We start from the raw sequence: 23,653 nt of genomic DNA, 5'->3' as shown, positions 1-23,653 counted from the left end.
CATGAAACGCTTTGCAATCGGCCTTGCCTGCGCCGCCCTGTTGGTTGCCGCAGCTGCCGCAGCCGCCCAGGAACACATCGCCACCATGCGCCCCGCAACGCCGTTGGCGGAAAACGGGACGCCTGCACCCATGCCAAAGCCGGTGAACTCCGACATTCGCCAGGTGCGGAACTATCCCGAGCAGCCACCGCTGATCCCTCACACGATCGAGGGCTATCAGATCGACAAGAACTCCAACAAGTGCCTGAGCTGTCACTCCCGTACAGCCATCGAAGTCAGCCAGGCGCCAATGGTGTCGATCACGCATTTCATGAACCGGGACAACCAGTTCCTGGCGTCCGTCACTCCTCGGCGGTACTTCTGCAATCAGTGCCACGTGCCGCAGACCGACGCCCGGCCTCTGGTCGAGAACGACTTTGTCGATGTCGATGAAGTGCTCGAATATGTGAAATCCAAAGAGGGGGCCAAATGATGCTGGCCTTCCTCAAAAGGCTCTGGACCACCATCCGCCGCCCGAGCGTGCACTACAGCCTCGGCTTTCTGACCCTCGGCGGCTTCATCATGGGCATAATTTTCTGGGGTGGTTTCAACACCGCGCTGGAGTTGACCAATACCGAGAAGTTCTGCACGGGCTGTCACGAGATGCGCGACAACGTCTTTGCCGAGCTTAAAACGACAATCCACTACTCCAACCGCTCGGGCGTGAGAGCCACGTGTCCGGATTGCCATGTCCCCCATGAATGGACAGACAAGATCGCCCGCAAGATGCAGGCTTCAAAGGAGGTCTGGGGCAAGATTTTCGGGACGATCAATACGCGGGAAAAGTTTCTGGAACACCGGCTTGAACTGGCCCAGCACGAATGGGCCCGGCTCAAGGCGAACAATTCGCTGGAGTGCCGCAACTGCCATTCCGCCGATTCCATGGACATAACCCGTCAGAGTGGAAGGGCCTCGGAGGCGCACCAACGCTTCCTGTTCACGGGTGAAAAGACCTGCATCGATTGCCACAAGGGCATTGCGCATCGCTTGCCGGACATGTCCCAGTCGGCATGGCACGGGGAAAAACCCGAAAAGATGCTGAAGGAAGCCACCGCGTTTCTGGCAACACGGCAAGATTGATAAATCACACGTCGAAACAAAAAAGGCTGGCTGACAAGCCAGCCTTTTTCACGTCAGGCCATAGTAATGTAGCTGCGCATCTGCTCGGCTTCGAGTTCAACCTGCGCAATCTTGAACTTCACAACGTCGCCGATGGAGATCACACCGGTCAGCTTGCCGTCCTTCACGACCGGCATATGGCGGAACCTGCCCTGTGTCATGCGAGCCATGACTTCGTTGATGTTGTTCTCTTCGGAGCAGGTAACCACGTTCTTGGTCATGACACCGGAAACCGGTGTTTTCAGCGCCGACACGCCTTGCGTACCGACCACGCGAACGATGTCCCGCTCTGACACAATGCCGTCAACGGCACCTTCCTTGTCGGAAACGACCACGGCACCGATCTTGTGTTTTGCCAGGGTTTCACAAATTTCGCTGAGCAACGCGTCGCTGCGCGCTGTGATAATATCGTGGCCTTTCCCACTCAGGATAGCGGCTACGGTCATTCAATCACCTCCCATGGCATCAATCGGTCCGTTTTACCGGACCAGATCAACCGACGCTCAATCGGAAGCGATCAAACGTCAATAGTTGATCGACCTTAATGTAGTCTGCCAGCCGGTCTCCGGATGGAGATGTTCCAGCTGCTCGACCACTTTCGCACCGACTGGGGCCGGACGTCCATTCGAATCCGACAGGACGACCTCCAGTCGTCAGGTATCATGGCAAAAAAATCAGATCGCGCAAACTGTTGACCTTGCGTCTTGAACGCACTTTCGCTTCGCGTCAGGAATTCCGCCGCTGCGGCACGGGGTCAAACAGCGGGAACAGGGCAAGTCCGGCGACAAATCCACCAATATGAGCTTGCCAGGCAACACTTGCCGGCTGTCCCGCAACGGGACCGCTCATCAGGCCGAAGAAAAGATTGAGCCCGAACCATACCGCGACAAAAACCAGAACCTGTTGATTGCGAAGGCATTCCGCAAGCGGCTGCGCCGGTACGAAATAGGCTGTCGGATCGTTGCTGCGGATCGCACCCAGCGGGCCACCACGCTCGAAAACGAAGCGAATGGCCGCAGCCATCTGGCCGGAAATGGCGGCGGATGCACCGATCATCGGCGCCCCTTCCCCCCAATGGGTGGCAAGATGAGCCAGCGCCCCGCCAACGGAACAGGCCGCTGAAAACAACAGAAACCGGCCCACGCCAAACCGCCTGGCAACCGCACTGCCGAAAATCGCCATCCAGAGCAGGTTGAAGATGATGTGCATGGCGCCACCATGCAGCAGGCTGTAAGTGACGAAGGCCCAGAGGCTGGAGAGAAGATCAAAAGGCGGGAGACTGCCGAGATAGGCATATTTTACCGGCCAGAATGCAAAAAGTTCGATGATCAGATTGTCCAGGTTTGCCGGAAGGACCATCACACGCAGAACGTGGATCGCAATCAGGATACCGCCAAGCCAGACGATGATCCCGGGCAGATTGAACACGGGCGGACCGGACGGCCGTTGGGGAGGTTGTTCCTTCTGGGCTTTTTCGCGCCGGGCGCGTTCTTCATCAATGCGGTAAACGTTCATGGACCCTCTGCCTTTCCTGTCTTTCTTCTAAGCCAGATCGAAGACAAAACAAGAGTGGTTCGACCGCCAGAACATGCGAAACCGGGAAATAGTGACTTCGACTTCACCGGTCACAATCCCCAAAAAGCCTGAAAATACAAAGCGCCGGCCACCTAAAGGTGACCAGCGCTTTGCGATGCCCCCCAAAACCGGTCGCGTCCCCACGACGCCCGTTCAGGACAGTTGTTCACTTTGGCCGGCGCTTGTTTTACCGAGGCAGCTCTTGGCGGCTGTACCTATCGGCCCGCGGCCTGACCTGCAACAACAGGTTCCTCCCACCCGCTGTCTATGTGAACTGAGTGTTAAGCTGACAGGCAACCGCCCCCAATACAAGCTTTACCGAAAATTAACCTTAATTTCTGACCGCCTCTCAAGCTTTCGCGCCAACAAGCACTTGGCACGCGCCCTGCTTTGTAAAGGTCAAAAACCAACAGGGAAGCATTTTCGTCCCGTTTTGAAACAAGAACTGTCTTGAGACGAAACACCGGGCGCAAGAATGGCAAAGAGGCGAACCAGATGAAACACGGCGTAACGCAAACTCTTTACAACTACTGGGACAATCTTCGCGGCGCCCGTCCTGCACCGAACCGCAGTGAAGTCGATCCGGGTGAGATCCGCGGCCTTCTTGGTGACACCTTCATTCTGGAGACGAACGGTTCCAGGGATGTGCGCTACCGCCTCGCCGGTACACGTCTGTGTTCCGCACATTGCCGGGAACTCAAGGGCCGCAACTTCCTGCGCGGCTGGAGCGTGAAAGACCGTGAAGCCCTGGAAAGCCTGATCGCCGCCATCACCGAAGATGCGGCCGCGGCCGTAATCGGCATCAACGGCCATACGGAACGCGGACAGATCCTGCAGATGGAAATGCTGCTGGTACCGCTGAATGTTCCAGGTGAAGGCAGGATCCGTGTCCTGGGAAGCTGTACCCCGATGGAAAAACCCTATTGGATCGGCCTGCATCCCATTTTGAGCCAGTCGATCAGCAGCCTGCGCCTGGTCTGGCCGGACGAGCGCCCCTATTTCGTGGATTCCCCTGCTTCCACGCTCAACCCGATCCTGCCGCGGTTTACCGCCGAGGGCATCGCCATGCCGACACCGCCCCTGCCGAGCGGTGCGGAGCGCAAGGTCGGACATCTGACCGTCTATTCCGGCGGCAAGACCTGATCCGCACAACATAGCAAGTCTGGTAACATCCCTGTTCACCTGCGAAATCGGGCCGGCCGAGAATCAGCTGGCCCGAATTCATGTCCGGCACCGGCTGTTTTGCAGCCTATATTCAGCTGAAAAGAAGTCCTTCCTTCCGGATTTTTACTCTCGCGTTATTGTGCTTTCTCGCCAGAGGACGCTCGAATTCCGAACATCACGGCCGTACCCGCATTTTTATCGATCACAAGTCTGGACCTGTGCGCCTTCTGAGCTACACTCTTACACATCGTTAACCCCAGCTACCTAAAGTGCTTTGAAAGACGTCTTTTGAATCGCATCTCAGCCGGGGACAATGCGATTTACGCACCGTTTTGGATAGAACAGGCATGAGCGCCGGAGTGGCAACAGCAACCGAAGGAAGCAGATCGCTTCAAGTCACTGACCGCCGGCGCCATCAACGGGTCCAGGTCAATATACTGGGCCGCTTCATGCTTGAAGATCGGCGCGAATATCCTTGTCAGGTTATCGACATGTCGCCGGGCGGCATGGCCATGATTACACCGGTCACCGGCAGGGTCGGCGAACGCGTGATTGCCTATCTTGACCACCTGAGCCGCGTCGAAGGCAGGATTTCCCGCCTGATCGATGGTGGCTTTGCGGTTGAACTGCGCAATACGGTCCGCAAACGCGACAAGATCGCCAATGTTTTGACGTGGCTTGCGAACCGGGACGAACTCAATCTTCCCGAAGACCGCCGCCACGACCGCTTCGTGCCCAAAAACCCGATGACGAAGATGATCCTGCCGGACGGCTCGGAACATGTCTGCCGCATCATAGACGTATCCCTGTCCGGCGCGGCCATCGCCACGGACATCGTGCCGGAGATGGGCGACGCCATCACGCTCGGCAAGATGCATGCACGTGTCATTCGCCGCATCGAAGGTGGCATAGCCGTCGAATTTGCTGCTGTTCAAAGCCGCGAATTGCTGGAACATCACATATCGGCACCAGAGGAAAGCTGACTTTAGCTTTCTCATCAATCGCAAGTGCTTAAACCACTACCGGCTTGCGCCGGTAGATTTGTTTGAGTGTTGTTCCAGGTACTGAAGTACGGTGTCTTCGGTAATTGCGCCGTTGGTGGCCGAAAAGTATCCCCGCCCCCAAAAGTGCCTGCCCCAGTAACGCTTCTTCAACTGAGGGAACTCCTGTTGCACCTTGTGCGACGACCGGCCCTTCATCTTGCGCATCAGGTCGCTGACCGCAAGGCTCGGTGGGATCGACACGAACATGTGCACATGGTCCGCCGCCAACACGCCCTTCAAAATCTCCACCCGGTTTTCCGAGCAAACCTGACGGATAATCTCCCGCACACGCAGGCCCACATCCCCGTGCAAAACCTTGTACCGGTACTTGGTAATCCAAACCAGGTGATAGCGGTGGTGAAAGGTGCAATGCTTGCCTTTGTCGTAGTGCATGATCATCCTCTGAGGAAAATGAACCTTCAGCCCTTCGGCGGTTCATTTTCCTCAGAGGATGATCATTCATTGTGAGCTCCGCTAAAGCGTGCCCGTCTGGAAGACGGGGGAGCTAACCCAAGGCAATGGAACTTAGAAGCCTTCAGACAGGCCCGGCTTTTTGCCGGGTCTTTTCGTTTCTGCGCAATTTTCCGGGTAATGGCGTTTCTTTTTTGGTGGCCAGATCCAAAAAAATCAAAAAACTTTCATGCCCTTTTCTCACCCTCGAGGACAGGCACAAGACCCGCTCCAGACCGAAAACCAGGCGATTGAAAACCGATTTCGCACCACTCGAAAAACACCAATTTCTCACTAATTCAATGACTTCTGGAGGATGCATCAAATTTTACGAAAATTTTCTTCCAACTTGAATTAAAGTAAATTCAAATAACGATAAAAAGAAAATCAAACACACATAAAATACAAATACAGTTTTACTTTGGTGATTTTCTCCAAGTAAAAATCATTGAGTCATCGTTGCGTCAGCCTTGGGGAGGGCGTTACGATGAAATTACTTCACAGAACTCTACTCGCATCTGCAATGTTGCTGTCTTGCACCGTCATCGGATCGGTTGCACAGGCAGAACCTGGCCGCTTCATGGACATGCAAATGGTTGTCAAGGCACCCGTCGGCTATGACCAGTTCTGCCGTGACAACGTCTCGGCTTGTCCGAAGGAAACATACAAGCCGGTTGTCGTGAAGCTGGACGAAGCCCGCTGGAACGAACTCATTGCAATCAACAAGGAAGTCAATCGCCGGATTCATCCTATGACCGACCAGGACCTGTTCGGCCAGGAAGAATACTGGACCTATCCGGTAAACGGATACGGTGACTGCGAAGAATACGTCCTTGAAAAGCAGCGGGTCCTGATAGAAGCCGGCTGGCCGAAGAGCGCCCTTCTGATCACTGTTGCAAAAGATACCCAGAACTCGGGTCATGCCGTTCTGACGGTACGTACGGACCATGGCGACATGATCCTCGACAACCAGATCGAGGCAGTGCTGCCCTGGTATTCGACACCCTACCGTTACATCAAGCGTCAGTCCGCCAGCTCGCCTGTACAGTGGACAGGTATTGCAGACACGCGCGTGACGACTGTCAGTAGCGTGTCCAACTAGGATTGGGATTGGTCCGGCTTCAGCCGGCCTCTAGGACGATCCGGTCGCGTCCCCACCCTCCCCATCCCTACCACGACCGGATCCAGGGAACCGGCCCGCCCCCCGCAGGCCGGTTCCCGCCTTTTCAGGCCCAGCTCAATCGGGATCGGGTCGAAGGGGTCAAGATCAAAGCGGATCAGAGTTCCCGCAGGCCGGCCTTGAAGCGTCGCCAGTTGCGCACATATCCGTCGGCGGAATTCGCAATCCCGTTCGCCGCTTCCAGCGGCAACGTTTTCACGACCTTTCCTGGCACGCCCACCACAAGAGAATTGTCCGGAATTTCCTTGCCTTCGGCAATAAGGGCATTGGCACCAATGATACAGTTGGAGCCGATGACAGCGCCGTTCAGAATTGTCGCGCCCATCCCGACCAGCGAATTGTCCTTGATCGTACAGCCATGCAGGATTGCCTTGTGGCCGATCGTGCAGTTGGCGCCGATGGTCAGCGGGTAACCCATGTCCGTATGAAAGACGCAACCGTCCTGGACGTTGGAGCGCATGCCGACGGTAATCGGCTCGTTATCGCCACGCAGGACCGCGTTGAACCAGACGCTTGCAGCTTCCTGCAGAATGATATCGCCAATCAGCGTCGCATTCGGTGCGATCCAGTATTCCCCGTTTTCCGGAAAAACGGGCGTACGTCCATCAAGAGCAAAGACCGGCATGAGACCTCAGGTGTAACCAATCATGATCAGGGCAACGTTGATCACCATAACACCGGAACACATGCTCCACATGCCGGCAATCGTCGAAGACGCGACCAGCCAACCCAACGGCCGCTTTTCGATCCTGCGTCCGCGAATGGCATTGCGCATGATGATGAAGGGTCCAGCGAACACGCAGACAAAAACGCCGGCGATAAACGACAGGATGCCCTCTCCGTCAAAGGCGAACTTCGGCGGCTGCTTCGTGATCAGCTGATAAAGGCTGCCCAGCACACCGGACGCAACAAATCCGGCGCATGCGATATATCCAACGATTAGAAGATTGAACAGCACGCCCGTTAACCCCTTGTTAACTCTTTCGCACGGAAAGTGATTAAGAATTCGTAAAGGGTCAAGAGCAAAGACTGTGCCGGAACGGCAAATGAGCGAAATCCCCTCAATTGAGCCACTTCGAGCAGTGTCAACGCCTTCCCCAAGCGGGACACCTGTGCCGTTTCAGGACAACCTGTCCCATATATGTGCACAGCCAATCAAGGGACTGAAGTCGTGATACCTGTCTCCTTGCCAGGCCCGATCAGAACCGATCCCCGCCACTTCACCTGGCTGGCGTTGGCAATGTGTGTATTGGGCACGGCTCATGTTGGCGGGAAGATCTACTCCTGGTCATCCGGCTGGCCGATGGAGGCAGGCATCAGACAGGACCAGCCCGTCCGCTTTGCGGTTGGCACGACCCGCTTTGAGCTTCCCCTGAACCTGATCGCGACGGCTTCGCAGAAACGGCAGGCCCTTGGTTCCGAAGCCGTGTTTGAAACACTTCGCCTGAACCTGCACTGGTCTTCCAGCGCCACCAAGAACAACGATACGGGATGGGACACCCCTGCGACGATCCAGGTTGACCTTGAGAGCAATCCCGGCCGGGAGAGCCTGCGGGCAAGGCTTGATCCGTTCTACAGGCGTCTTGCACGCGGCGGCGAGATGAAGGGGCCTTCTGGACTGAAGGTGCTGAAATTGTCGGCGCGTGGCGCGCCTGCGACGGATCTCATCGTCTACGATCCAACCGTTCAAAACGGCTTCATCGCACGATGCCGCAAAGACAGCACTTCCGGAAAAGCCGGTTGCCACCGTGCCATCGTGTTCGCCTCGGGTCTGGAGCTGCGCTACAGCTTCGATCAATCGCTGCTGCCGGACTGGCGCCGTCTCGACGGCGACATCGTTGCCAGCATCGAAGGTTACCGAATGCAGTGACCTGACTTGCGCGAATGGCGGAGAAATGAAAAAGGCGGCTCACCAGAGGAGCCGCCTTTTCACGTTACGATCGAAAAGTCTGAAACTCAGACTTCGTCCAGATCAATTTCAAGGATCGCCATCTGGAAGTTCCAGCTCAGATCTTCATCCTCATCGTCCCGGAAGATGACACCGATGAATTCATCGCCGATGTAAACTTCAGCAGAGTCGTCCTTGCGCGGACGGGCCTGCACCTTGATGGTCTTGTTCTCGAACTTCGAACGCAGATAGGCTTCGATCTTTCGGATTTCATCGGGTTTCACGGCGCTCTCCTGTTCTTTGCCTTCAGCATCAATCTGGCGCGGACCCTACAGGAGCCAACGGAAATGCCAAAGCCTTTCCGCAAGCTTTCCCCGTCTTCCTGAAACCGGAATTTCAATTCGTCTGGCCGGCGTCTTCACCGAGCAGCTGATTCATGCTGCGGGCCGGTTCTGCGCACCCTGCCTTGCCGACGATCTTGGCCGGAACCCCGGCAACCGTCGTGTTTGCAGGCACGTCCTGAAGCACCACGGACCCCGAGGCAATGCGCGAGCAATGTCCGATTTCCAGGTTGCCGAGCACCTTGGCTCCCGCCCCCAGCAAGACACCGCGGCGGATCTTCGGATGGCGGTCGCCATCTTCCTTGCCGGTGCCGCCAAGGGTGACGCCCTGCAGGATCGAGACATCGTCCTCGATCACCGCGGTTCCGCCAACCACAATACCGGTACCGTGGTCGATGAAGATACCGCGCCCGACGGGAACCGCCGGATGGATGTCGATCTGAAAAACTTCAGAGCTGCGGCTTTGCAGATAAAGGGCAAAATCCTTCCGGCCACGACGCCACAGCCAGTTTGCCAGCCGGTGCGTCTGCAGACCATGGAAGCCCTTGAAGTAAAGGACCGGCTCCAGGAAACGGAAGCATGCCGGATCGCGGTCGAAGACGGCAACGATGTCGACCCGGAAAATCTTTGCCAGCTCCGGCTCGTCTGCCAGGGCTTCAAGATAGGTTTGCCGGATCAATGATGCGGAAACAATGTCCCGGCCCAGCCGGTCGCCAAGGCGATGAACGACGGCCTCTTCCAGGCTGTCATGGTTCAGAACCGTTTCGTAGACGAAGGACGACAGGGCCGGCTCTGCCGCGACCATCGCTTGTGCTTCATCCCTCAGTTGATGCCAGACCGGATCATGGGTCGGAACTTCTTTCAAACCGGTCTTGCTGATCGGTGCCGACATGGCCTGTCTCCTTTTCAAGCCGTCACGAGTGGTCCTTAAAATAGGACTGTCGTCTGATATTCCCAAATCAAACTTCCTGATATCAGATATGACCGTTTCGAATGAACCCCGATACCTGAAGATTTTCAGCATCTTGCTAACTGAAATCGCAATTTGAGGTTAAATCATGCCAACACAAACGTCCCAATCAGCCCCTTCCGGCAACCCGATGGTGATCCGCAACGGTCAGATTGCAGAGCTTGTGTTGAATGCGCCCGACAGAAAAAACGCGCTGCCTCTTGCCGCATGGCAGGCAATTCCCGGTCTTCTGGCAGAGCTCGCACGGGATCCGGATCTGCGCGTCTGCATCGTGCGTGGTGCCGGTGGCAAGAGCTTTTGCGCGGGCGCTGACATATCGGAATTCGAAGCCATCCGCTCGACGCCGGAAGCCGCCAAGAGATACGATGACATAAATGTTGCCGCCTTCAAGGCGCTTAAGGCGCTGCCCGTCCCGGTCATTGCGGCGATCGAAGGCCCCTGCCTTGGCGGCGGCCTGGGCCTCGCGCTCGCCTGCGATCTGCGCATCGCGGCCCATTCCGCCTTTTTCGCCATTCCTGCAGCGAGGCTCGGTCTTGCCTATCCGCCCGAAGCGCTCGGGGATCTTCTGGAAGCCGTTTCACCTTCCAACGCCAAGAGATTGCTGTTTTCGGCCGAGCGCTTGACGGCCGAAAAGGCGCTGGACATGGGCCTTGTCAATGAAGTGGTGGATGACATGGATCTGAACCAGCACATCAACGCGCTGAGCAAGGTACTCTGCGCCAATGCGCCTTTGTCACTGAAGGCAGCCAAGCAAGCCATCAATCGCCTCGCCCAGCCCGGCAGTCAGGCGGACGCAACGGCTGACCTTGCAAATGCGCAGGTCTGTATCGACAGTGCCGACTACCGCGAAGGCTGCAGGGCCTTTCTGGAAAAGAGATCGCCGGTGTTCACTGGCGTCTGACAAGATCGCAAGCCAAGCCCCGAAGCTGAATCAACCTCTCAACCACTTCTGCCAGCAAGTTGAAACGACTCCCGTTTTCACTTCACAGCGAACACCCGAACACGTCACGACGACTTGTCGGCAAACCTGCCTCAGGCCATTGCGGCATCGGTTTTGAGTGCGATCAGGAAGTCCTCTACCGCCCCGGCAAAAACGTCGTTGCGATCGCCGGCAACCATGTGTCCGGCATCACGGATATCGGTGAATTTCGAGTGAGGCACCAGCGCCTGGAACTCGCGAACATGGTCCATGGACACCAATTCGGAGTTCTGCCCCCGGATCAGGAGAACAGGCACGGAAAGATTGCCCGCCGCAGCCAGCATGCGCTCTTGCGACTCCACCGCCCTGTCTTCGTCCTGATGATGCTTTGACTTCAGGAAAGCCGGGTCCCAATGCCAGCGGTAGCGGCCATCTGCATGGAGGCGAAGGTTCTTTGAGAGGCCGGACAGATCCTTGGGCCGCGAGCGGTTGGGCAGATAGCGGGCGATCGCATCAGCGGCCTCTTCCACATCGGCAAAGCCGTCATCGACCCTGTCTCCCATGAAGCCCAGGATCTTGGCGACACCACCCATGTCGATCCGTGGCGTGATGTCCACCAGAACCAGCGCGGAAAGACCGCCCCTGTTTTCCTGGCCCTCCGCCAGCATACCGGCAAAGCCGCCAAGCGACGCACCAACGACAACCGGGTTCGCCTTGTGCAAGGCCTCAACCTGACTGGTGACAGCCACGAGATCCCTGGCGAAATCGTCGAATGCATAGTTTCCCGAGGCAACCCAGTCGCTTTCGCCATGTCCGCGCTGGTCCAGTGAATAGACCGGGTGCCCAAGATCCGCGATCCTGCGTGCAGCACCGTCCCAGGAATGCCGGGTCTGGCCGCCGCCGTGGAGCATGATCACAGGCAAGTCCCCTACCCCGTAGCGATCCGCCACCAGACCGTTCTTTTCCGCGCCCTGGAATTCAACACGCTTCGGACCCATGCAACCTCCCTCGATACCCGATCAGCACACCACAGCGCGGCTTGCGCCTCCGGTGGCATCAAGCCTTACGCTTCAATGTTGTTCAGGAACGCCAGAACGCCCTGCTTGTGCACCTTGTCGCCCACCGCAACCATGTGATCTCGGCCCGGGATCTCCAGAACTTCCGCGTGCGGAATCAAGGCCGCCAGCTTGTGCGGGGACCCGGCGATATCATCCTTCGTACCGACGGCAATCAACACCGGGCGTTCAATGCGCGCGACGTCTTCCTCGCTGATTTTCTGCCGCGAGGAGCGCATGCAGGCCGCCAGCGCCCGGCGATCGGACCCTGTCTGCTCCGCAAAGGCCCTGAAGGCGCGTCCGGTGCGATCGGAAATGTCCTGGATGCGGTCGGTCTCAAGGGCTGTCGCAATCGGTTCCGGATCTCCGATGCCGGAAATCATGCCGTAGCCCAGACCGCTGAAGATCGCACGACGCACCCTGCCCGGGTGATTGAGTGTCAGGAATGCCGAGATTCTTGCGCCCATCGAGTAGCCCATGACATCGGCACGTTCGATATCAAGATGGTCGAGCAGGCGTTTGGCATCTTCCGCCATCACCGGTGCACCATAAGCTGCCGGGTCGTAGAACTTCTGACTGTCGCCATGGCCGCGATTGTCGATGGTAATCACGCGCCTGCCGTCGCCGACCAGCAAATCGACCCAACCGGGATACTGCCAGTTCACCTGCTTGTTGGACGCGAACCCGTGGATCAGCAGGATCGGGTCCCCCTCACCTTTATCCTCATAGGCGATCCTAACACCATCGAACTCGAACTGAGGCATCTAAGACATTAACCCTTACGTAAACGGAAAACACAATTTCACGGTAGAGTAAGGGGTTTGGGCAGCGAAGGTAAAGCCCATTTCCGGCTCCAGGTGGAGCCTTGCTGCGGTTGTGGATCGAAGATTCCGGGTCTACCCATATATTTTACAAATGGATATGGTCCGGAAAATTTGCTATCGGGGTTCAACCCTTTAGAGACAGAGGAATTTCAACATGGCGGATCATGTCGTCCCGCATTTCCAGAACTCCAGCGGACACGATTCGGTGGCGATCGGCGCACGGGAATTCATGTGCATCGGTGCAAATCCTCCGTTTGATCATCCTCATGTCTTCCTCGACATGGGTAGTGAGAACGAAGTGGTCTGCCCCTATTGCTCGACGCTCTACAAGTTCGACAAGACACTGCAGGCAACCGAATCCTCGCCTTCAGACTGCACCTGGACGCCTGTAGCGGCGTAATTTATTGGTCTGTCCATGAGCACGAATGGTGAGACCGGTCTTCCGATCATTATTGCCGGCGCAGGGATTGGCGGTCTAACGGCCGCCCTTTGCCTGCATGCTCAAGGGCATGAAATTGTTCTCATGGACAGGGCTCGGCAACTTTCGGAAGTTGGCGCCGGCCTTCAGCTCTCTCCCAACGCCTGCTCGGTGCTCGATCAGCTTGGCTTGCTGGAAGACCTCACCCCACATGCCTACGCCCCGGACTTCGTAAAAATTTTCTCGGCAAAATCTGGTGAAGAGCTCGCCAGAGTGACCATGGGTACCTTCCTTAAGGAGCGACACGGCTATCCTTTCTGGGAAATCCACCGGGCAGATCTCCAGCGCGTGCTTCTGGAGAAAGTCCAGGCCAGTGACGGTATCTCCCTCCGCCTTTCAAGCGAAGTTATCGATCTGGAATCCTCGCCCTACGAGCACCTGACCTGCGTGTTCCAGGACGATGAGATCTCGGGAAATCTTCATTGCAGGGCTCTCATTGGCGCTGATGGGGTCTGGTCCAGGACCAGGCGGCTCATTCCCGGACATGAAGACGCTCATTACAGCGGCCAGGTCGCCTACAGGGCCACGGTCCCGATCGATGCGGTGCCCGAGCGCTGGCGCCACGATGCCGGCCTCTGGTTCCACAAGAGCGCCCATCTGGTGCATTACCCGGTTCGTGGCGGTCGGGAACTGAACATCGTCGGGCTGGTCGAAGAGGCCTGGGAGGACGAGACCTGGTCTGCAAAGGCCAACAAGGAAACCCTTCTGAAGATTTTCCGGGATTGGCCAACCGAAGTTCGCAATCTTCTCACGATCCCTGACGCCTGGTTGAAATGGGCCCTGTGCAGCGTGGACGCTGGAGGCCCCTGGACCCATGGCAATATTGCGCTGATCGGTGATGCCGCCCATGCGATGCTGCCGTTCATGGCGCAGGGGGCGGCAATGTCCATCGAGGACGCAGCGATCCTGGCTGAGCATATGCCTCAGGATGTCGAAAACATCCCCGCTGCCTTCAGGGCGTTTGAGCGGCAACGCAAACAACGGGTACAGCACATTCAGGGTATTTCTTTCAGAAATGCCCGAACATTCCACTACGGTGGCGCGATGGCCTTCGCCCGCGACACCGTTTTGCGCCTGTCGAAACCAACCAGTCTGGCTGCCAGGTTTGACGATATTTATGGCTGGACTCCCGGGCAATAGACCCGCTTTCGCTTGAGCCCGGCGTCAAGCTGGGATAAAGCCAATCCCCATCCATGTGTCAGGGAGTGTGAAGATGACCGGTCAGAGGGCAGATGACGTTGTAACCGCTGCGTTTCTGGTCATCGGGGATGAGATCCTGTCCGGCCGCACGAAGGACAAGAACATCGGCTTCCTCGCCGACTACCTGACTGCGCTTGGCATTGACCTCAAGGAAGTGCGCATTGTTCCGGACGAAAAGCCGGAAATCATCGGTGCCGTCAATGCGCTGCGGGCGCGCTACGACTACGTGTTCACGTCCGGCGGCATTGGCCCGACACACGACGACATCACGGCCGAAAGCATCGCCGACGCCTTTGGTGTTGCACTGAACCTTGATCCGCGCGCTGTCGCAATCATGGAACCCCACTACCCGCCGGGCCAATTCACCCCGGCTCGCCAGCGGATGGCACGAATCCCCGAAGGCGCGGACCTCATCGAAAACAAGGTTTCGAAGGCACCGGGCTTCCGGATCGAGAACGTCCACGTGATGGCAGGCGTGCCGTCGATCATGCAGGCGATGATGGACGCGCTTGCGCCCTCGCTGAAGACTGGCAAGAAGATGCTGTCGGAAACCGTTGCCGCAGACATGCCTGAAAGCCGCATCGCCGAGCGCCTCGCTGCCATTCAGGACGCGCATCCGCAAACCTTGATTGGCTCTTATCCGAGAGCGACGGACGGCAAGTTCACCACACAAATCGTGATCCGCTCGCGGGACGAGGCGATACTGATGGCCGCGGTCAGGGATGTCGCGGAAGCTGTCGCCGACCTGTCGGGATAATCTGAAGGACTAGAAATGGAAAACCCAGCCCAAGACAAAGCATTCCCCGTTTCCTGGGACATGTTTCACAGAGATTCCCGCGCACTTGCCTGGCGCCTTTCTAGCGAAGGCGAATGGAAGGCGATCGTCTGCATCACCCGTGGCGGACTGGTACCGGCCGGGATCGTTGCGCGTGAGCTTGGCATCCGCACCATCGAAACCGTCTGCATTGCGTCCTATCACGACTACGACAGTCAGGGTTCGCTCAAGGTCATCAAGCCGATCGATCCGAAGGTCATCGACCTGGAAGACGGTGAAGGCAGCGGTGTTCTGGTGATCGACGATCTGGTCGACACCGGCAAAACCCTGAAAGTGGTTCGTGAAATGCTGCCGAAGGCGCACTACGCGACTGTTTATGCGAAGCCGGTTGGCGTGCCCATGGTCGATACCTTCATCACAGAAGTATCGCAGGACACCTGGATCTATTTCCCCTGGGACATGGGCTGGCAGTTCCAGCCGCCGCTTTCGAAAGAAACCGCGGGCTGATCCAGACGTCGCGAACTTTTGAAGGTCCTGCCACGTTTCGGCTGGAACCCTGTTTGTAAATCGACAATCGACCGGTCAGACATGGCGTTTGGCCGGTCTTTTTGCGTCTGCCGTCAACTCATTCCACCCACATATCTCGGCTCGCCGAAACAAAAATTCGGCAAATCAGAACTTTGTCGCCTGTCATGCGTTTCCTCTCCGAAAACATGGTCGTTACACGCTACGAAAGCCGATTTCGGAAAACGGAATGCTCAACAGACGTTTGTTCCTCGCCTCCGCTGCCGCCGCTCTTGTGACCGGCTGCGCATCCAGTCAAAGAACCGGACAACTTGCAGGACCTGGTTACCCAGCCGATGGCCTGGGAAGAGCTGTGCGCATTTCACCCGAGTACCTTCAGATGTACCGGGCAATGCCGGAAGAGCCCTACCCTATTCCGGCAGTGGATCTGTCGAAGATCGATCCGGTCTACTACCGCCAACTGGTGACCTATGCCGCTCCCGAACCGGCGGGCACGATCATCGTCGATACGCCCAACCGGTTTCTCTACCTGACCATGGAGGGCGGCCAGGCAATGCGGTATGGCGTCGGCATCGGCCGGGAAGGATTCGCCTGGGGTGGCCGTGCACGCATCGCACGCAAGGCTGCCTGGCCCAAGTGGACGCCGCCGGCTGAAATGATCGACCGTCAGCCAGAACTGGAGAAATACAGGAACGGCATGCCGCCGGGTCTCGACAATCCGCTGGGTGCGCGAGCTCTTTATATTTTTGAAGGCAATCGCGACACGCTCTACCGCCTGCACGGCACGTCGGAAACCTTGTCCATTGGCAAGGCCGTGTCGTCCGGCTGCGTGCGCCTGCTCCAGCAGGACATTATCGATCTTTATAACCGTGTGCCAAACGGCACGCCGATTGTCGTGCGGCAGGCGTAACAGCTGCCGATCAGTTTGGCTTGACTTGGCTTGGTTTGGCTTGGCTTGGCTTGGCTTCGCTCAGGCGATGATTTCGACCGGCTTGACTGCATCAATACCGTCCAGCCGGACATCGCAGCCAATTGCAAAGGCCTCCACTCCGGCTCGTCTGGCCTCGGCAAAGGCGGCTGCATAGGCAGGGTCGATGTCGTCCGCAAGGCTCATCCGGCTACAATCGGGCCGCTGGACCAGAAACACCATTGCCGCGCGGTGCCCCTCGGCCACCATGTCGCCCAGTTCCACAAGATGCTTGGCCCCGCGGGCAGTGACACTGTCCGGAAATTCAGCAAGTCCTGCTTCACGCATCAGGTGGACGTTCTTCACTTCCACGTAGGTCTTCGCGCCGTCTGCACCTTCCAGCAGAATGTCGATACGTGAGTTCTTGCCGTATTTCACTTCACGGCGCAGCGTCTGATAGCCTGTAAGTCCGGCAATACGCCCTGCCTCCAACGCTTCTTCCACCAGCTTATTGGGATGCGCCGTGTTGATGCCGACCAGAGCCCCGTCGGCCTCGATCACTTCCCAGGAATATTTGAGCTTGCGTTTCGGGTTGTCCGAAGCCGACAGCCAGACACGAGATCCCGGCTCCTTCAAGCCGAGCATCGAGCCCGGGTTGGCGCAATGAGCCGTGATCGCACCGCCATTGTCGTCCAGAAGAACATCGGCAAGGAAACGCTTGTAGCGCTTGACCAGACGGCCACTGACAAGGGGCGCGGAAAACTTCATGGCAGATCTCTCTCGTGCAGATCAGGGCCGGACGGCCCCGTTCGTTCAGGTGAGCTTAAAGGTCACTTTGACCAGAAATCCGGATCAAGAAGAACCAGGATTGTGAACAGCTCAAGGCGGCCGACCAGCATGGCAAAGGACAACAGCCACTTGGCGCCGTCCGGCAGCGGAGCAAAATGCCCTGCTGGGCCGATGACCGGCCCCAGGCCCGGACCGACGTTGCCCACGGATGTTGCCGCGGCGGAGATGGCGGTAACCAGATCCAGATCGAAGAAGGACAAGGCAACGGTGATGATGCCCACCGACCCCATGTAGACAACAAGGAAGGCCAGAACCGAGAAGGACAGTTCAGGTGTCAGTCTTGTCCCGCCGTACTCTTCCGACATGATCCGGTGTGGACGCACCATGCGGCGCAGATGCGCGCGGACAGTACCGAAGAAGACCAGGAAGCGGAAAATCTTGATGCCGCCTGTCGTTGAACCGGTACACCCCCCAACGAACATCAACAGCAGCGCGATCCCGACGACCGGCGCGCCCCACTGCGAATAGTCGCCCAGCGCATATCCGGTTCCAGTAACGATGGAAACCACGTTGAAGGTGGCCCTCAACAGCGCTTCATCGAAGGGAAAGTGCATGTTGAGGCCGAGATAGACGGTCAGCGTCAACGCAACGACAGCCAGAAATCCCAGCAATGCCCGCACCTGCGGATCTCGCCAGAGCTGCAGCGGATGACCACGCAAGGCCTGGACAATCAGCACGAACGGCAAGGCACCGATGATCATGAAAACGATCGCAACCCAACCCGAGGCCGGATTGGTGAAATAGCCGAAGGATTGATCATGGGTGGAAAAACCGCCCGTGGCGATCGTGGTCAGGGCGTGATTGAAGGCATCGAACAGCTCAATCCCCGTGACCAGATAGGCGACGATGCAAAGGAATGTCAGGAACAGGTAGGCAAGGCCGATCAGCCGGATCAGTTCAACCGACCGGCTGACAATCTTCTCGGACCGGTCGGAGTTCTCGCTCTGGAAAAGCTGCATACCGCCGATTCTCAGGAACGGCAGCAGCACGATGGCCATAACGATGATACCGACGCCGCCCATCCACTGCATCAGCGACCGCCAGACCAGAAGGCCCGGCGGCAGACTGTCGATGCCGGTCAGAACGGTGGATCCCGTGGTGGTGAAACCGGAAACCGCCTCGAACACCGCATCCGCGTAGCCGATGCCAAGCCACAGGAACGGCAGCGCGCCGAAGGCCGGCAACGTCGTCCACGCAAGCGTCGTGAGAACGAAGGTCTGCCGCGTATCCAGCCCCTCGCGCAGCGATCCGCCGACGGCAAGAGACAACAGCATGCCGATCATGCCGGTCAGAAGTGCGGAAAAGACAAAGGCCTGCCAATCGGCATTTTTCTGGGCAACGTCCACGATAGCGGGAATGAGCATGGCAGTTGCCAGGCCGACATACAGAAATCCGAGAACATTCAAAACTGGTCTGAGAGAAATCAAGTATCAGTCTTCCCGAAAAACGCTGTGTCGGTCGGCCGATCCGCGAATTGCCGCACCAACCACTCGTCCTAACGCCTTTCTGCCGATTTTCCAATGGCTTTGGCGCGCGTTCCCCGGAAGATGACGGGGATGACCATCCGGGTCCCGGTCAACAAAAGGCATGTCTCACACCGCCAATAGAGCTTGTCCTTCCATTTTGGAACCGCCTGACGAAGTTGATTGGCGTCTGTGCACGGGCACGCTACGCAGGAACAGCGCGGGAAACTGCCAATTTTTTTAGCCCTGTTCAGGATTTCGTAGCGAATAAGAATTACTTTTACGTGCTAATTGCCAATCCAGCTTCCTATACGTGAAATTGACAAGGATTTGGTGCAATAGAACGGCTCGGACTACATTCGCTTGTATTCAGGATCAGCCTCACCCTGGTGGTGATGGTGCTTTGCAGCATCGGGCTGGTCTCAGGGCTTGCCTATCTCGATTTGTCCAGAAGCACTCAGGAAAATGCCACCATCAGGCTGGACCGGGCCGCACGTGCCGCTGCTTCAATGCTGCATTACGGCACGAATGAAAGCTTCAATCCGGTTTTCGCCGATAGCGGTGAGCCGATCGTCATTCGCGTTTCCGAAGCTTCTGCCAAAGAATTGCTCCAGCCAAGCGAAAAGCTGGACGGCTTGATCGAAACCATAGGCAAGACCAATCAGGGCGCGGCGAATTTGTTCAGCTGGTCGGGCGAGACCAGATCCTTCGACCGCTTCGCCACCACTTTCAGCCACCCCAAGGGTGAGCCCCCGCCGGCTTTTTCCATCAGTGAACGCCACCCCGCATTTGCCAGTCTTTCTGCAGGCCAGCCATATGCGGGCAATGTTCCGGTTCAGGGCAGGTTCCGCCTCGCCTATATGACCCCGATTGTCACCGATGGCGGTAAGCTTGTCGGTGCAATCGCAGTTGATGTCGGCTGGGCAGACGACCTGACATTGGCAGAAAACCGACTGAAGACACGCATGGCCTCTGCAGCCATTGTCATCCTGTTTGCTGTCATCCTTGTGGGTGGATTGTTCCTGCGTTTCGAATTGCGGCCATTGCGCCGCCTGGCAAAGACAGCGGATGAACTGGCCACCGGCACCCAGCCAAAACGCATTCCCTTCACGGACCGGCGGGACGAGATCGGTGATCTGGCGCATGGTCTGGAGAGGGTCACCGACCTGCAGGACAAGCTTCACAAGCTTGCCTATACGGACCCCGTAACAACCGCAGGCAACCGCGCCAGATACTTCTCGGATCTGAGCGAAGCCTTGCAACGGGCAAGGTCCGGCACCTATTCGGCCTCACTGATCCATCTGGATTTCAATGGCTTTGCCAAGGTGAACGACACCTTCGGCCAGCAGGCAGGTAACCGGGTCCTGTTACAGGCCTACGCACGTCTTGCAAATATCTTCGGTCCGAGCGCGCAGATTGCTCGAATTTCGGCAGACGATTTCTGCATTCTCCTGCCCTTTGACAGCAAGGGCGCGATTGCAGAAGACTACGCGGTGCAGGCAATCGACATGCTGTCCGTCCCCTTCCAGCTGGAAGAAGGCGAAATCCGTGTAGAACCAAGCATCGGCATAGCCCTTTTGCCGCAAGATGCAGAGGACGCGGAAACGGCTCACCGTATGGCAGGACTTGCCTTGCGGGCAGCAAAGCGGAACGCAGGTGCACGATACGAATTCTTCTCTCCGCCCCTGAACGACCGCGTCCAGAGTGAAATGCTCACGGAGACGCTGCTGCGGGCTGCACTTCAGACCCGCCAGCTTGTCTTGCATTATCAGCCTCAGGTTTGCCCTGCCGACGGCCGTCTCATTGGCCTGGAAGCCCTGCTCCGCTGGCCACACGAAAAACGTGGCCTCATCCCGCCGGGAGAGTTCATTCCGATTGCGGAAAAGACCGGCCTTATCTTGGACCTTGGCCAATACGTTCTGGAATCGGCGTGCAAGCAGGCTGCAGAGTGGCGACAGGCCGGTTTCGAGTTCGGCCAGGTTTCCATCAACGTATCACCGCTTCAATTCCGCCAGTCCAATTTTGCCGACACAGTTCGGCAGACCCTGAACGACTATGGCCTGCCTGCAAGCTACCTGTGTCTTGAAGTGACGGAAAACGTCTTTGTCGACACCAGGGAACAGCTGGTTCTGAACATCCTTTCAGAACTTCAGCAAATTGGTGTCCAGCTTTCCCTGGACGATTTCGGCTCGGGTTACTCTTCCCTGAATTATCTGCACCGGCTGCCATTCCAGGAGCTGAAGATCGACCGAGCCTTCATTTCCGGGGCGGATACGCACCCGCAACGCGAACAGCTGTTTGAGGCGATCGTTCGGCTTGGACGCAGCCTGGGCTTGCGTGTGATAGCGGAAGGTGCCGAGACTGCAGGAGAATTCGCGCTGACAGTGACCCATCACTGCGACGGCCTTCAGGGTTATTATTGCTCCCCGGCCGTACCGGCAAACCTCATTCAATCGCAGCTTCAGAGCTTCAGGGCGACCTTGAAAGCGTCCGGCATCATGAACGACTCCGACCGGTCATCCAAGAAACGAGCCTGATCTTGCCCGGGTGTCTTATCCCGAGAGCTTTCCCGTCATCAGGATGGGTGCCGCATCCAGCTTGTGCGCGTTCATCATTTCGGCAATCTGCTCGATTGAAGAAACGAGGTGCGTCCGGTCCTCGGCATTCAGATCATCGAACTTTCGCACGAACTCTTCATGCAGAAGGCCAGGCAGGTTTGAAGCAACCTCTTTTCCACTTTTCGTCAGCTTGGCATGGACGATTCGCCGGTCCGAGACGGATCTGTACCGCTCGACAAGACCCTTTTCTTCCAGCTTGTCGAGAATGGTTACCACGGTCGCCGAGCTCAGGTCAGCGTTGTCCGAAAGGGCTTTGGTCGTCACCTCACCCAGATCCCGAATCCCTTGCAAAACAACGATTTGCGGGATCGTGAGCCCGGTCAGTCTGGACACTTCTCTGGAGCGCAAGTCAATGGCCCGGACGATCTTCCGGATAGCCTTGACCACTTGCGATGCCTGCATCGCCTGCATTATTACACCTCTATTAATTTGAACTCTAATGATTAGACCTCTATATAGTGCACGTCCAGTTACAAAACGGAGATTTTTTTCAATATGTGCGGCATTTGCGGCGAAGTGGTTTTCAATGGCAGTCAGGCAGACGTTGTCCGGGTCAGCCGGATGGCGGACACCATGGCGGCGCGCGGCCCCGACGGTATGGGTGTAACGCAGCGCGGCCGGGTCGCCTTTGGCCACAGGCGCCTGAAGATTATTGACCTAAGCGAACGTGGTACGCAGCCAATGACCGACATGGCGCTTGGCCTGTCCCTGGTCTTCAACGGCTGCATCTACAATTACCAGGAGCTGCGATCCGAGCTGATTGGCCGCGGCTATTCGTTCTTCTCTACCAGCGACACCGAGGTCATCCTCAAGGCCTGGGCCGAGTGGGGCAAGGATTGCTTTTCCAGGTTCCATGGCATGTTCGCCATCGCCATTCACGAGCATGACAGCGGCCGCATTCACCTTGCCCGCGACAGGTTCGGCATCAAGCCGCTTTACCTGAGCGAAGCGAACGGGCGTCTTGCCTTCGCCTCCTCCCTGCCTGCACTTCTGGCAGGCGGTGGCATCGACAAGTCGATCGACCGGGTGGCGCTGCATCACTACATGAGCTGGCACGCTGTCGTTCCCGCGCCGCGCACGATCCTGAACGGCGTGCGCAAGCTGCCCGCGGCCACGGTGCGGACGCTTGAAGCTGATGGCACCTCTTCCGAGTACACCTATTGGGAACCGCGTTTTGAAAAGACGGCGGAAGACCTTGCCCGCAGCGCCGACGACTGGCGCGATGAAGTCCTGGAAAGCCTGCGCACAGCCGTTCGCCGCCGCATGGTGGCCGACGTACCTGTCGGCGTTCTCCTGTCCGGCGGTGTCGATTCCAGCCTGATCGTCGGTCTGCTGGCCGAGGAAGGCCAGAAGGGTCTTGCAACCTTCTCCATCGGCTTTGAAGAAGCACATGGCGAAAAGGGCGACGAATTCCAGTATTCGGACCTGATTGCCGAACACTACGGAACAAATCACCAGCAGATCTTCATCCCCTCCTCCGAGCTTCAGGAAAACCTGCCCGGAGCGATCAAGGCGATGTCCGAGCCGATGGTCTCCTATGACAATATCGGCTTCTATCTGCTGTCGCGTGAGGTCTCCAAGCACATCACCGTGGTCCAGTCCGGCCAGGGTGCCGACGAAGTCTTTGCCGGTTACCACTGGTATCCGAAGCTCAGCGGCTCAAACAGTCCGGTTTCCGATTATGCCACGGCCTTTTTCGACCGGACTGAAGCACAGATGACAGAGGCTGTTTCCCCCGCCTACCACTGTGCCAGGGATGAAAGCCTTGCCTTCGTCGAAGAACATTTCGCCCGCTCCGGCGCTGCCGATCCGGTCGACAAGGCCCTGCGGCTCGATACCAACGTCATGTTGGTGGATGACCCGGTCAAGCGTGTCGACAACCACTCCATGGCTTGGGGCCTTGAGGCGCGCGTTCCGTTCCTCGATCACGAACTGGTCGAGCTCGCCGGACGCATTCCTGCCGAGTTCAAACTCGCACAGGAAGGCAAGGGCGTCCTGAAGGAAGCTGCGCGCAAGGTCATTCCGAGTGCCGTCATCGACCGTCCGAAGGGCTATTTCCCGGTGCCCGCCCTGAAATACATCCAGGGTGACTACCTCGACATGGTGCGCGACACGCTTTCCAGTCAGGCCGCCAGGGAACGAGGCCTCTTCAACGAGGTTTACCTGCAGAAACTGTATGCCGACCCGACCAAATACATCACGCCTTTGCGTGGTTCCGAGCTTTGGCAGGTCGCGCTTCTGGAAATGTGGCTGCAGGCACAGGAGGTCTGA

Annotated in this window: 26 protein-coding genes and 1 pseudogene; 15 read left to right on the top strand and 12 right to left on the bottom strand. The window is 57.5% G+C overall.

Annotated elements, in window-relative coordinates:
- Position 1: 1 nt before the first annotated feature.
- On the top strand, positions 2-472 hold the full coding sequence (locus tag ACYQ6M_RS07850) for a nitrate reductase cytochrome c-type subunit (protein WP_023001084.1): 471 nt from the start codon (positions 2-4) through the stop codon (positions 470-472).
- Positions 472-1,119 carry a cytochrome c3 family protein gene (locus tag ACYQ6M_RS07845; protein WP_031269311.1) on the top strand — a complete coding sequence of 216 codons (648 nt, stop codon included), beginning with the start codon at positions 472-474 and terminating at the stop codon, positions 1,117-1,119. The genes ACYQ6M_RS07850 and ACYQ6M_RS07845 overlap by 1 nt, the downstream gene beginning before the upstream one ends.
- A 53-nt stretch (positions 1,120-1,172) precedes the next feature.
- Here the strand turns inward: ACYQ6M_RS07845 and ACYQ6M_RS07840 are convergent, their stop codons facing one another.
- Complete coding sequence (locus ACYQ6M_RS07840) at positions 1,173-1,604, bottom strand: CBS domain-containing protein (protein ID WP_023001082.1); 432 nt, start codon at positions 1,602-1,604, stop codon at positions 1,173-1,175.
- A 280-nt stretch (positions 1,605-1,884) separates the two neighbouring features.
- Positions 1,885-2,673, bottom strand: coding sequence for a rhomboid family intramembrane serine protease (locus ACYQ6M_RS07835; protein ID WP_055654831.1), 789 nt, complete (start codon positions 2,671-2,673; stop codon positions 1,885-1,887).
- Positions 2,674-3,228: 555 nt separating this feature from the next.
- Between ACYQ6M_RS07835 and ACYQ6M_RS07830 the strand changes: the two genes are divergently transcribed.
- Both ACYQ6M_RS07830 and ACYQ6M_RS07825 read left to right on the top strand, forming a co-directional pair.
- Positions 3,229-3,876 (top strand): PAS domain-containing protein, encoded by a 648-nt coding sequence (locus ACYQ6M_RS07830; RefSeq protein WP_075282469.1) that lies wholly within the window; start codon positions 3,229-3,231, stop codon positions 3,874-3,876.
- Positions 3,877-4,244: 368 nt separating this feature from the next.
- On the top strand, positions 4,245-4,880 hold the full coding sequence (locus ACYQ6M_RS07825) for a PilZ domain-containing protein (RefSeq protein WP_055654833.1): 636 nt from the start codon (positions 4,245-4,247) through the stop codon (positions 4,878-4,880).
- Positions 4,881-4,916: 36 nt separating this feature from the next.
- Here ACYQ6M_RS07825 and tnpA read toward each other — a convergent pair whose 3' ends face one another.
- Positions 4,917-5,333, bottom strand: coding sequence for an IS200/IS605 family transposase (gene tnpA / locus ACYQ6M_RS07820; RefSeq protein ID WP_460073083.1), 417 nt, complete (start codon positions 5,331-5,333; stop codon positions 4,917-4,919).
- A 544-nt stretch (positions 5,334-5,877) separates the two neighbouring features.
- Between tnpA and ACYQ6M_RS07815 the strand changes: the two genes are divergently transcribed.
- Entirely contained in the window at positions 5,878-6,492 is a 615-nt protein-coding gene (locus tag ACYQ6M_RS07815; protein ID WP_460073081.1) for a transglutaminase-like cysteine peptidase, read from the top strand.
- Between the two features lie 175 nt (positions 6,493-6,667).
- On the opposite strand, the gene ACYQ6M_RS07810 is transcribed toward ACYQ6M_RS07815, so the two are convergent.
- The gene (locus ACYQ6M_RS07810) at positions 6,668-7,195 is read right to left on the bottom strand and encodes a gamma carbonic anhydrase family protein (protein ID WP_023001077.1); all 528 of its coding nucleotides are present in this window, start codon (positions 7,193-7,195) and stop codon (positions 6,668-6,670) included.
- 6 nt (positions 7,196-7,201) lie between these two features.
- A complete protein-coding gene (locus ACYQ6M_RS07805; RefSeq protein WP_023001076.1) occupies positions 7,202-7,528 on the bottom strand; it encodes a DUF6949 family protein in 327 nt (108 codons plus the stop codon).
- A 282-nt stretch (positions 7,529-7,810) separates the two neighbouring features.
- On the opposite strand from ACYQ6M_RS07805, the gene ACYQ6M_RS07800 reads away from it, so the two are divergent.
- Positions 7,811-8,440, top strand: coding sequence for a hypothetical protein (locus tag ACYQ6M_RS07800; protein ID WP_460073079.1), 630 nt, complete (start codon positions 7,811-7,813; stop codon positions 8,438-8,440).
- A gap of 86 nt (positions 8,441-8,526) precedes the next feature.
- Here the strand turns inward: ACYQ6M_RS07800 and ACYQ6M_RS07795 are convergent, their stop codons facing one another.
- Positions 8,527-8,742, bottom strand: coding sequence for a DUF3126 family protein (locus tag ACYQ6M_RS07795; RefSeq protein WP_006940479.1), 216 nt, complete (start codon positions 8,740-8,742; stop codon positions 8,527-8,529).
- A 112-nt stretch (positions 8,743-8,854) separates the two neighbouring features.
- Positions 8,855-9,691 carry a serine O-acetyltransferase gene (gene cysE, locus ACYQ6M_RS07790; RefSeq protein WP_023001074.1) on the bottom strand — a complete coding sequence of 279 codons (837 nt, stop codon included), beginning with the start codon at positions 9,689-9,691 and terminating at the stop codon, positions 8,855-8,857.
- A gap of 166 nt (positions 9,692-9,857) precedes the next feature.
- On the opposite strand from cysE, the gene ACYQ6M_RS07785 reads away from it, so the two are divergent.
- Complete coding sequence (locus tag ACYQ6M_RS07785; protein ID WP_460073076.1) at positions 9,858-10,670, top strand: enoyl-CoA hydratase; 813 nt, start codon at positions 9,858-9,860, stop codon at positions 10,668-10,670.
- Positions 10,671-10,801: 131 nt separating this feature from the next.
- Here the strand turns inward: ACYQ6M_RS07785 and ACYQ6M_RS07780 are convergent, their stop codons facing one another.
- Both ACYQ6M_RS07780 and ACYQ6M_RS07775 read right to left on the bottom strand, forming a co-directional pair.
- Positions 10,802-11,686, bottom strand: a complete 885-nt coding sequence (locus tag ACYQ6M_RS07780) for an alpha/beta fold hydrolase (RefSeq protein ID WP_055654838.1) — start codon at positions 11,684-11,686, stop codon at positions 10,802-10,804.
- 65 nt (positions 11,687-11,751) lie between these two features.
- Positions 11,752-12,507: an alpha/beta fold hydrolase gene (locus tag ACYQ6M_RS07775; protein WP_055654839.1), complete on the bottom strand. Its 756-nt coding sequence runs from the start codon at positions 12,505-12,507 to the stop codon at positions 11,752-11,754.
- A gap of 214 nt (positions 12,508-12,721) precedes the next feature.
- Between ACYQ6M_RS07775 and ACYQ6M_RS07770 the strand changes: the two genes are divergently transcribed.
- The 6 genes and pseudogenes from ACYQ6M_RS07770 to ACYQ6M_RS07745 all read left to right on the top strand — a co-directional run.
- Positions 12,722-12,967 (top strand): zinc-finger domain-containing protein, encoded by a 246-nt coding sequence (locus ACYQ6M_RS07770; protein WP_023001070.1) that lies wholly within the window; start codon positions 12,722-12,724, stop codon positions 12,965-12,967.
- Between the two features lie 15 nt (positions 12,968-12,982).
- Entirely contained in the window at positions 12,983-14,185 is a 1,203-nt protein-coding gene (locus ACYQ6M_RS07765) for an FAD-dependent monooxygenase (protein ID WP_460073074.1), read from the top strand.
- A gap of 73 nt (positions 14,186-14,258) precedes the next feature.
- Positions 14,259-15,002, top strand: coding sequence for a competence/damage-inducible protein A (locus ACYQ6M_RS07760; protein ID WP_023001068.1), 744 nt, complete (start codon positions 14,259-14,261; stop codon positions 15,000-15,002).
- Between the two features lie 15 nt (positions 15,003-15,017).
- Positions 15,018-15,527: a xanthine phosphoribosyltransferase gene (gene gpt / locus ACYQ6M_RS07755; protein ID WP_023001067.1), complete on the top strand. Its 510-nt coding sequence runs from the start codon at positions 15,018-15,020 to the stop codon at positions 15,525-15,527.
- 247 nt (positions 15,528-15,774) lie between these two features.
- Positions 15,775-16,455: a L,D-transpeptidase gene (locus tag ACYQ6M_RS07750; RefSeq protein WP_075282450.1), complete on the top strand. Its 681-nt coding sequence runs from the start codon at positions 15,775-15,777 to the stop codon at positions 16,453-16,455.
- 14 nt (positions 16,456-16,469) lie between these two features.
- Positions 16,470-16,526: pseudogene (locus tag ACYQ6M_RS07745) on the top strand (hypothetical protein); the annotation flags it as partial.
- Here ACYQ6M_RS07745 and sfsA read toward each other — a convergent pair.
- Entirely contained in the window at positions 16,516-17,220 is a 705-nt protein-coding gene (gene sfsA, locus ACYQ6M_RS07740) for a DNA/RNA nuclease SfsA (protein ID WP_062488489.1), read from the bottom strand. The pseudogene ACYQ6M_RS07745 and the gene sfsA sit on opposite strands and share 11 nt — an antisense overlap.
- Before the next feature lie 62 nt (positions 17,221-17,282).
- On the bottom strand, positions 17,283-18,707 hold the full coding sequence (locus ACYQ6M_RS07735; protein WP_023001064.1) for a TrkH family potassium uptake protein: 1,425 nt from the start codon (positions 18,705-18,707) through the stop codon (positions 17,283-17,285).
- 452 nt (positions 18,708-19,159) lie between these two features.
- Here ACYQ6M_RS07735 and ACYQ6M_RS07730 point away from each other — a divergent pair, with 452 nt between their 5' ends.
- A complete protein-coding gene (locus tag ACYQ6M_RS07730; RefSeq protein ID WP_460073205.1) occupies positions 19,160-21,301 on the top strand; it encodes a bifunctional diguanylate cyclase/phosphodiesterase in 2,142 nt (713 codons plus the stop codon).
- 15 nt (positions 21,302-21,316) lie between these two features.
- Here ACYQ6M_RS07730 and ACYQ6M_RS07725 read toward each other — a convergent pair whose 3' ends face one another.
- Positions 21,317-21,793 (bottom strand): MarR family winged helix-turn-helix transcriptional regulator, encoded by a 477-nt coding sequence (locus ACYQ6M_RS07725; RefSeq protein ID WP_023001062.1) that lies wholly within the window; start codon positions 21,791-21,793, stop codon positions 21,317-21,319.
- 84 nt (positions 21,794-21,877) lie between these two features.
- Here ACYQ6M_RS07725 and ACYQ6M_RS07720 point away from each other — a divergent pair, with 84 nt between their 5' ends.
- On the top strand, positions 21,878-23,653 hold the full coding sequence (locus tag ACYQ6M_RS07720) for an N-acetylglutaminylglutamine amidotransferase (RefSeq protein WP_460073070.1): 1,776 nt from the start codon (positions 21,878-21,880) through the stop codon (positions 23,651-23,653).

Source organism: Roseibium sp. ROS1, from assembly GCF_054658215.1.
Note: the sequence above shows the minus strand (reverse complement) of the source record. Positions and strands in the feature narration are given on the sequence as shown.

Excerpts from the sequence above, each read along its gene's own strand:
- ACYQ6M_RS07850 (WP_023001084.1), top strand. The coding sequence starts at position 2 with ATGAAACGCTTTGCAATCGGCCTTGCCTGCGCCGCCCTGTTGGTTGCC.
- ACYQ6M_RS07845 (WP_031269311.1), top strand. The coding sequence starts at position 472 with ATGCTGGCCTTCCTCAAAAGGCTCTGGACCACCATCCGCCGCCCGAGC.
- ACYQ6M_RS07840 (WP_023001082.1), bottom strand. The coding sequence starts at position 1,604 with ATGACCGTAGCCGCTATCCTGAGTGGGAAAGGCCACGATATTATCACA.
- ACYQ6M_RS07835 (WP_055654831.1), bottom strand. The coding sequence starts at position 2,673 with ATGAACGTTTACCGCATTGATGAAGAACGCGCCCGGCGCGAAAAAGCC.
- ACYQ6M_RS07830 (WP_075282469.1), top strand. The coding sequence starts at position 3,229 with ATGAAACACGGCGTAACGCAAACTCTTTACAACTACTGGGACAATCTT.
- ACYQ6M_RS07825 (WP_055654833.1), top strand. The coding sequence starts at position 4,245 with ATGAGCGCCGGAGTGGCAACAGCAACCGAAGGAAGCAGATCGCTTCAA.
- tnpA (WP_460073083.1), bottom strand. The coding sequence starts at position 5,333 with ATGCACTACGACAAAGGCAAGCATTGCACCTTTCACCACCGCTATCAC.
- ACYQ6M_RS07815 (WP_460073081.1), top strand. The coding sequence starts at position 5,878 with ATGAAATTACTTCACAGAACTCTACTCGCATCTGCAATGTTGCTGTCT.
- ACYQ6M_RS07810 (WP_023001077.1), bottom strand. The coding sequence starts at position 7,195 with ATGCCGGTCTTTGCTCTTGATGGACGTACGCCCGTTTTTCCGGAAAAC.
- ACYQ6M_RS07800 (WP_460073079.1), top strand. The coding sequence starts at position 7,811 with ATGTGTGTATTGGGCACGGCTCATGTTGGCGGGAAGATCTACTCCTGG.
- cysE (WP_023001074.1), bottom strand. The coding sequence starts at position 9,691 with ATGTCGGCACCGATCAGCAAGACCGGTTTGAAAGAAGTTCCGACCCAT.
- ACYQ6M_RS07785 (WP_460073076.1), top strand. The coding sequence starts at position 9,858 with ATGCCAACACAAACGTCCCAATCAGCCCCTTCCGGCAACCCGATGGTG.
- ACYQ6M_RS07780 (WP_055654838.1), bottom strand. The coding sequence starts at position 11,686 with ATGGGTCCGAAGCGTGTTGAATTCCAGGGCGCGGAAAAGAACGGTCTG.
- ACYQ6M_RS07775 (WP_055654839.1), bottom strand. The coding sequence starts at position 12,507 with ATGCCTCAGTTCGAGTTCGATGGTGTTAGGATCGCCTATGAGGATAAA.
- ACYQ6M_RS07770 (WP_023001070.1), top strand. The coding sequence starts at position 12,722 with ATGGCGGATCATGTCGTCCCGCATTTCCAGAACTCCAGCGGACACGAT.
- ACYQ6M_RS07765 (WP_460073074.1), top strand. The coding sequence starts at position 12,983 with ATGAGCACGAATGGTGAGACCGGTCTTCCGATCATTATTGCCGGCGCA.
- ACYQ6M_RS07760 (WP_023001068.1), top strand. The coding sequence starts at position 14,259 with ATGACCGGTCAGAGGGCAGATGACGTTGTAACCGCTGCGTTTCTGGTC.
- gpt (WP_023001067.1), top strand. The coding sequence starts at position 15,018 with ATGGAAAACCCAGCCCAAGACAAAGCATTCCCCGTTTCCTGGGACATG.
- ACYQ6M_RS07750 (WP_075282450.1), top strand. The coding sequence starts at position 15,775 with ATGCTCAACAGACGTTTGTTCCTCGCCTCCGCTGCCGCCGCTCTTGTG.
- sfsA (WP_062488489.1), bottom strand. The coding sequence starts at position 17,220 with ATGAAGTTTTCCGCGCCCCTTGTCAGTGGCCGTCTGGTCAAGCGCTAC.
- ACYQ6M_RS07730 (WP_460073205.1), top strand. The coding sequence starts at position 19,160 with ATGGTGCTTTGCAGCATCGGGCTGGTCTCAGGGCTTGCCTATCTCGAT.
- ACYQ6M_RS07725 (WP_023001062.1), bottom strand. The coding sequence starts at position 21,793 with ATGCAGGCGATGCAGGCATCGCAAGTGGTCAAGGCTATCCGGAAGATC.
- ACYQ6M_RS07720 (WP_460073070.1), top strand. The coding sequence starts at position 21,878 with ATGTGCGGCATTTGCGGCGAAGTGGTTTTCAATGGCAGTCAGGCAGAC.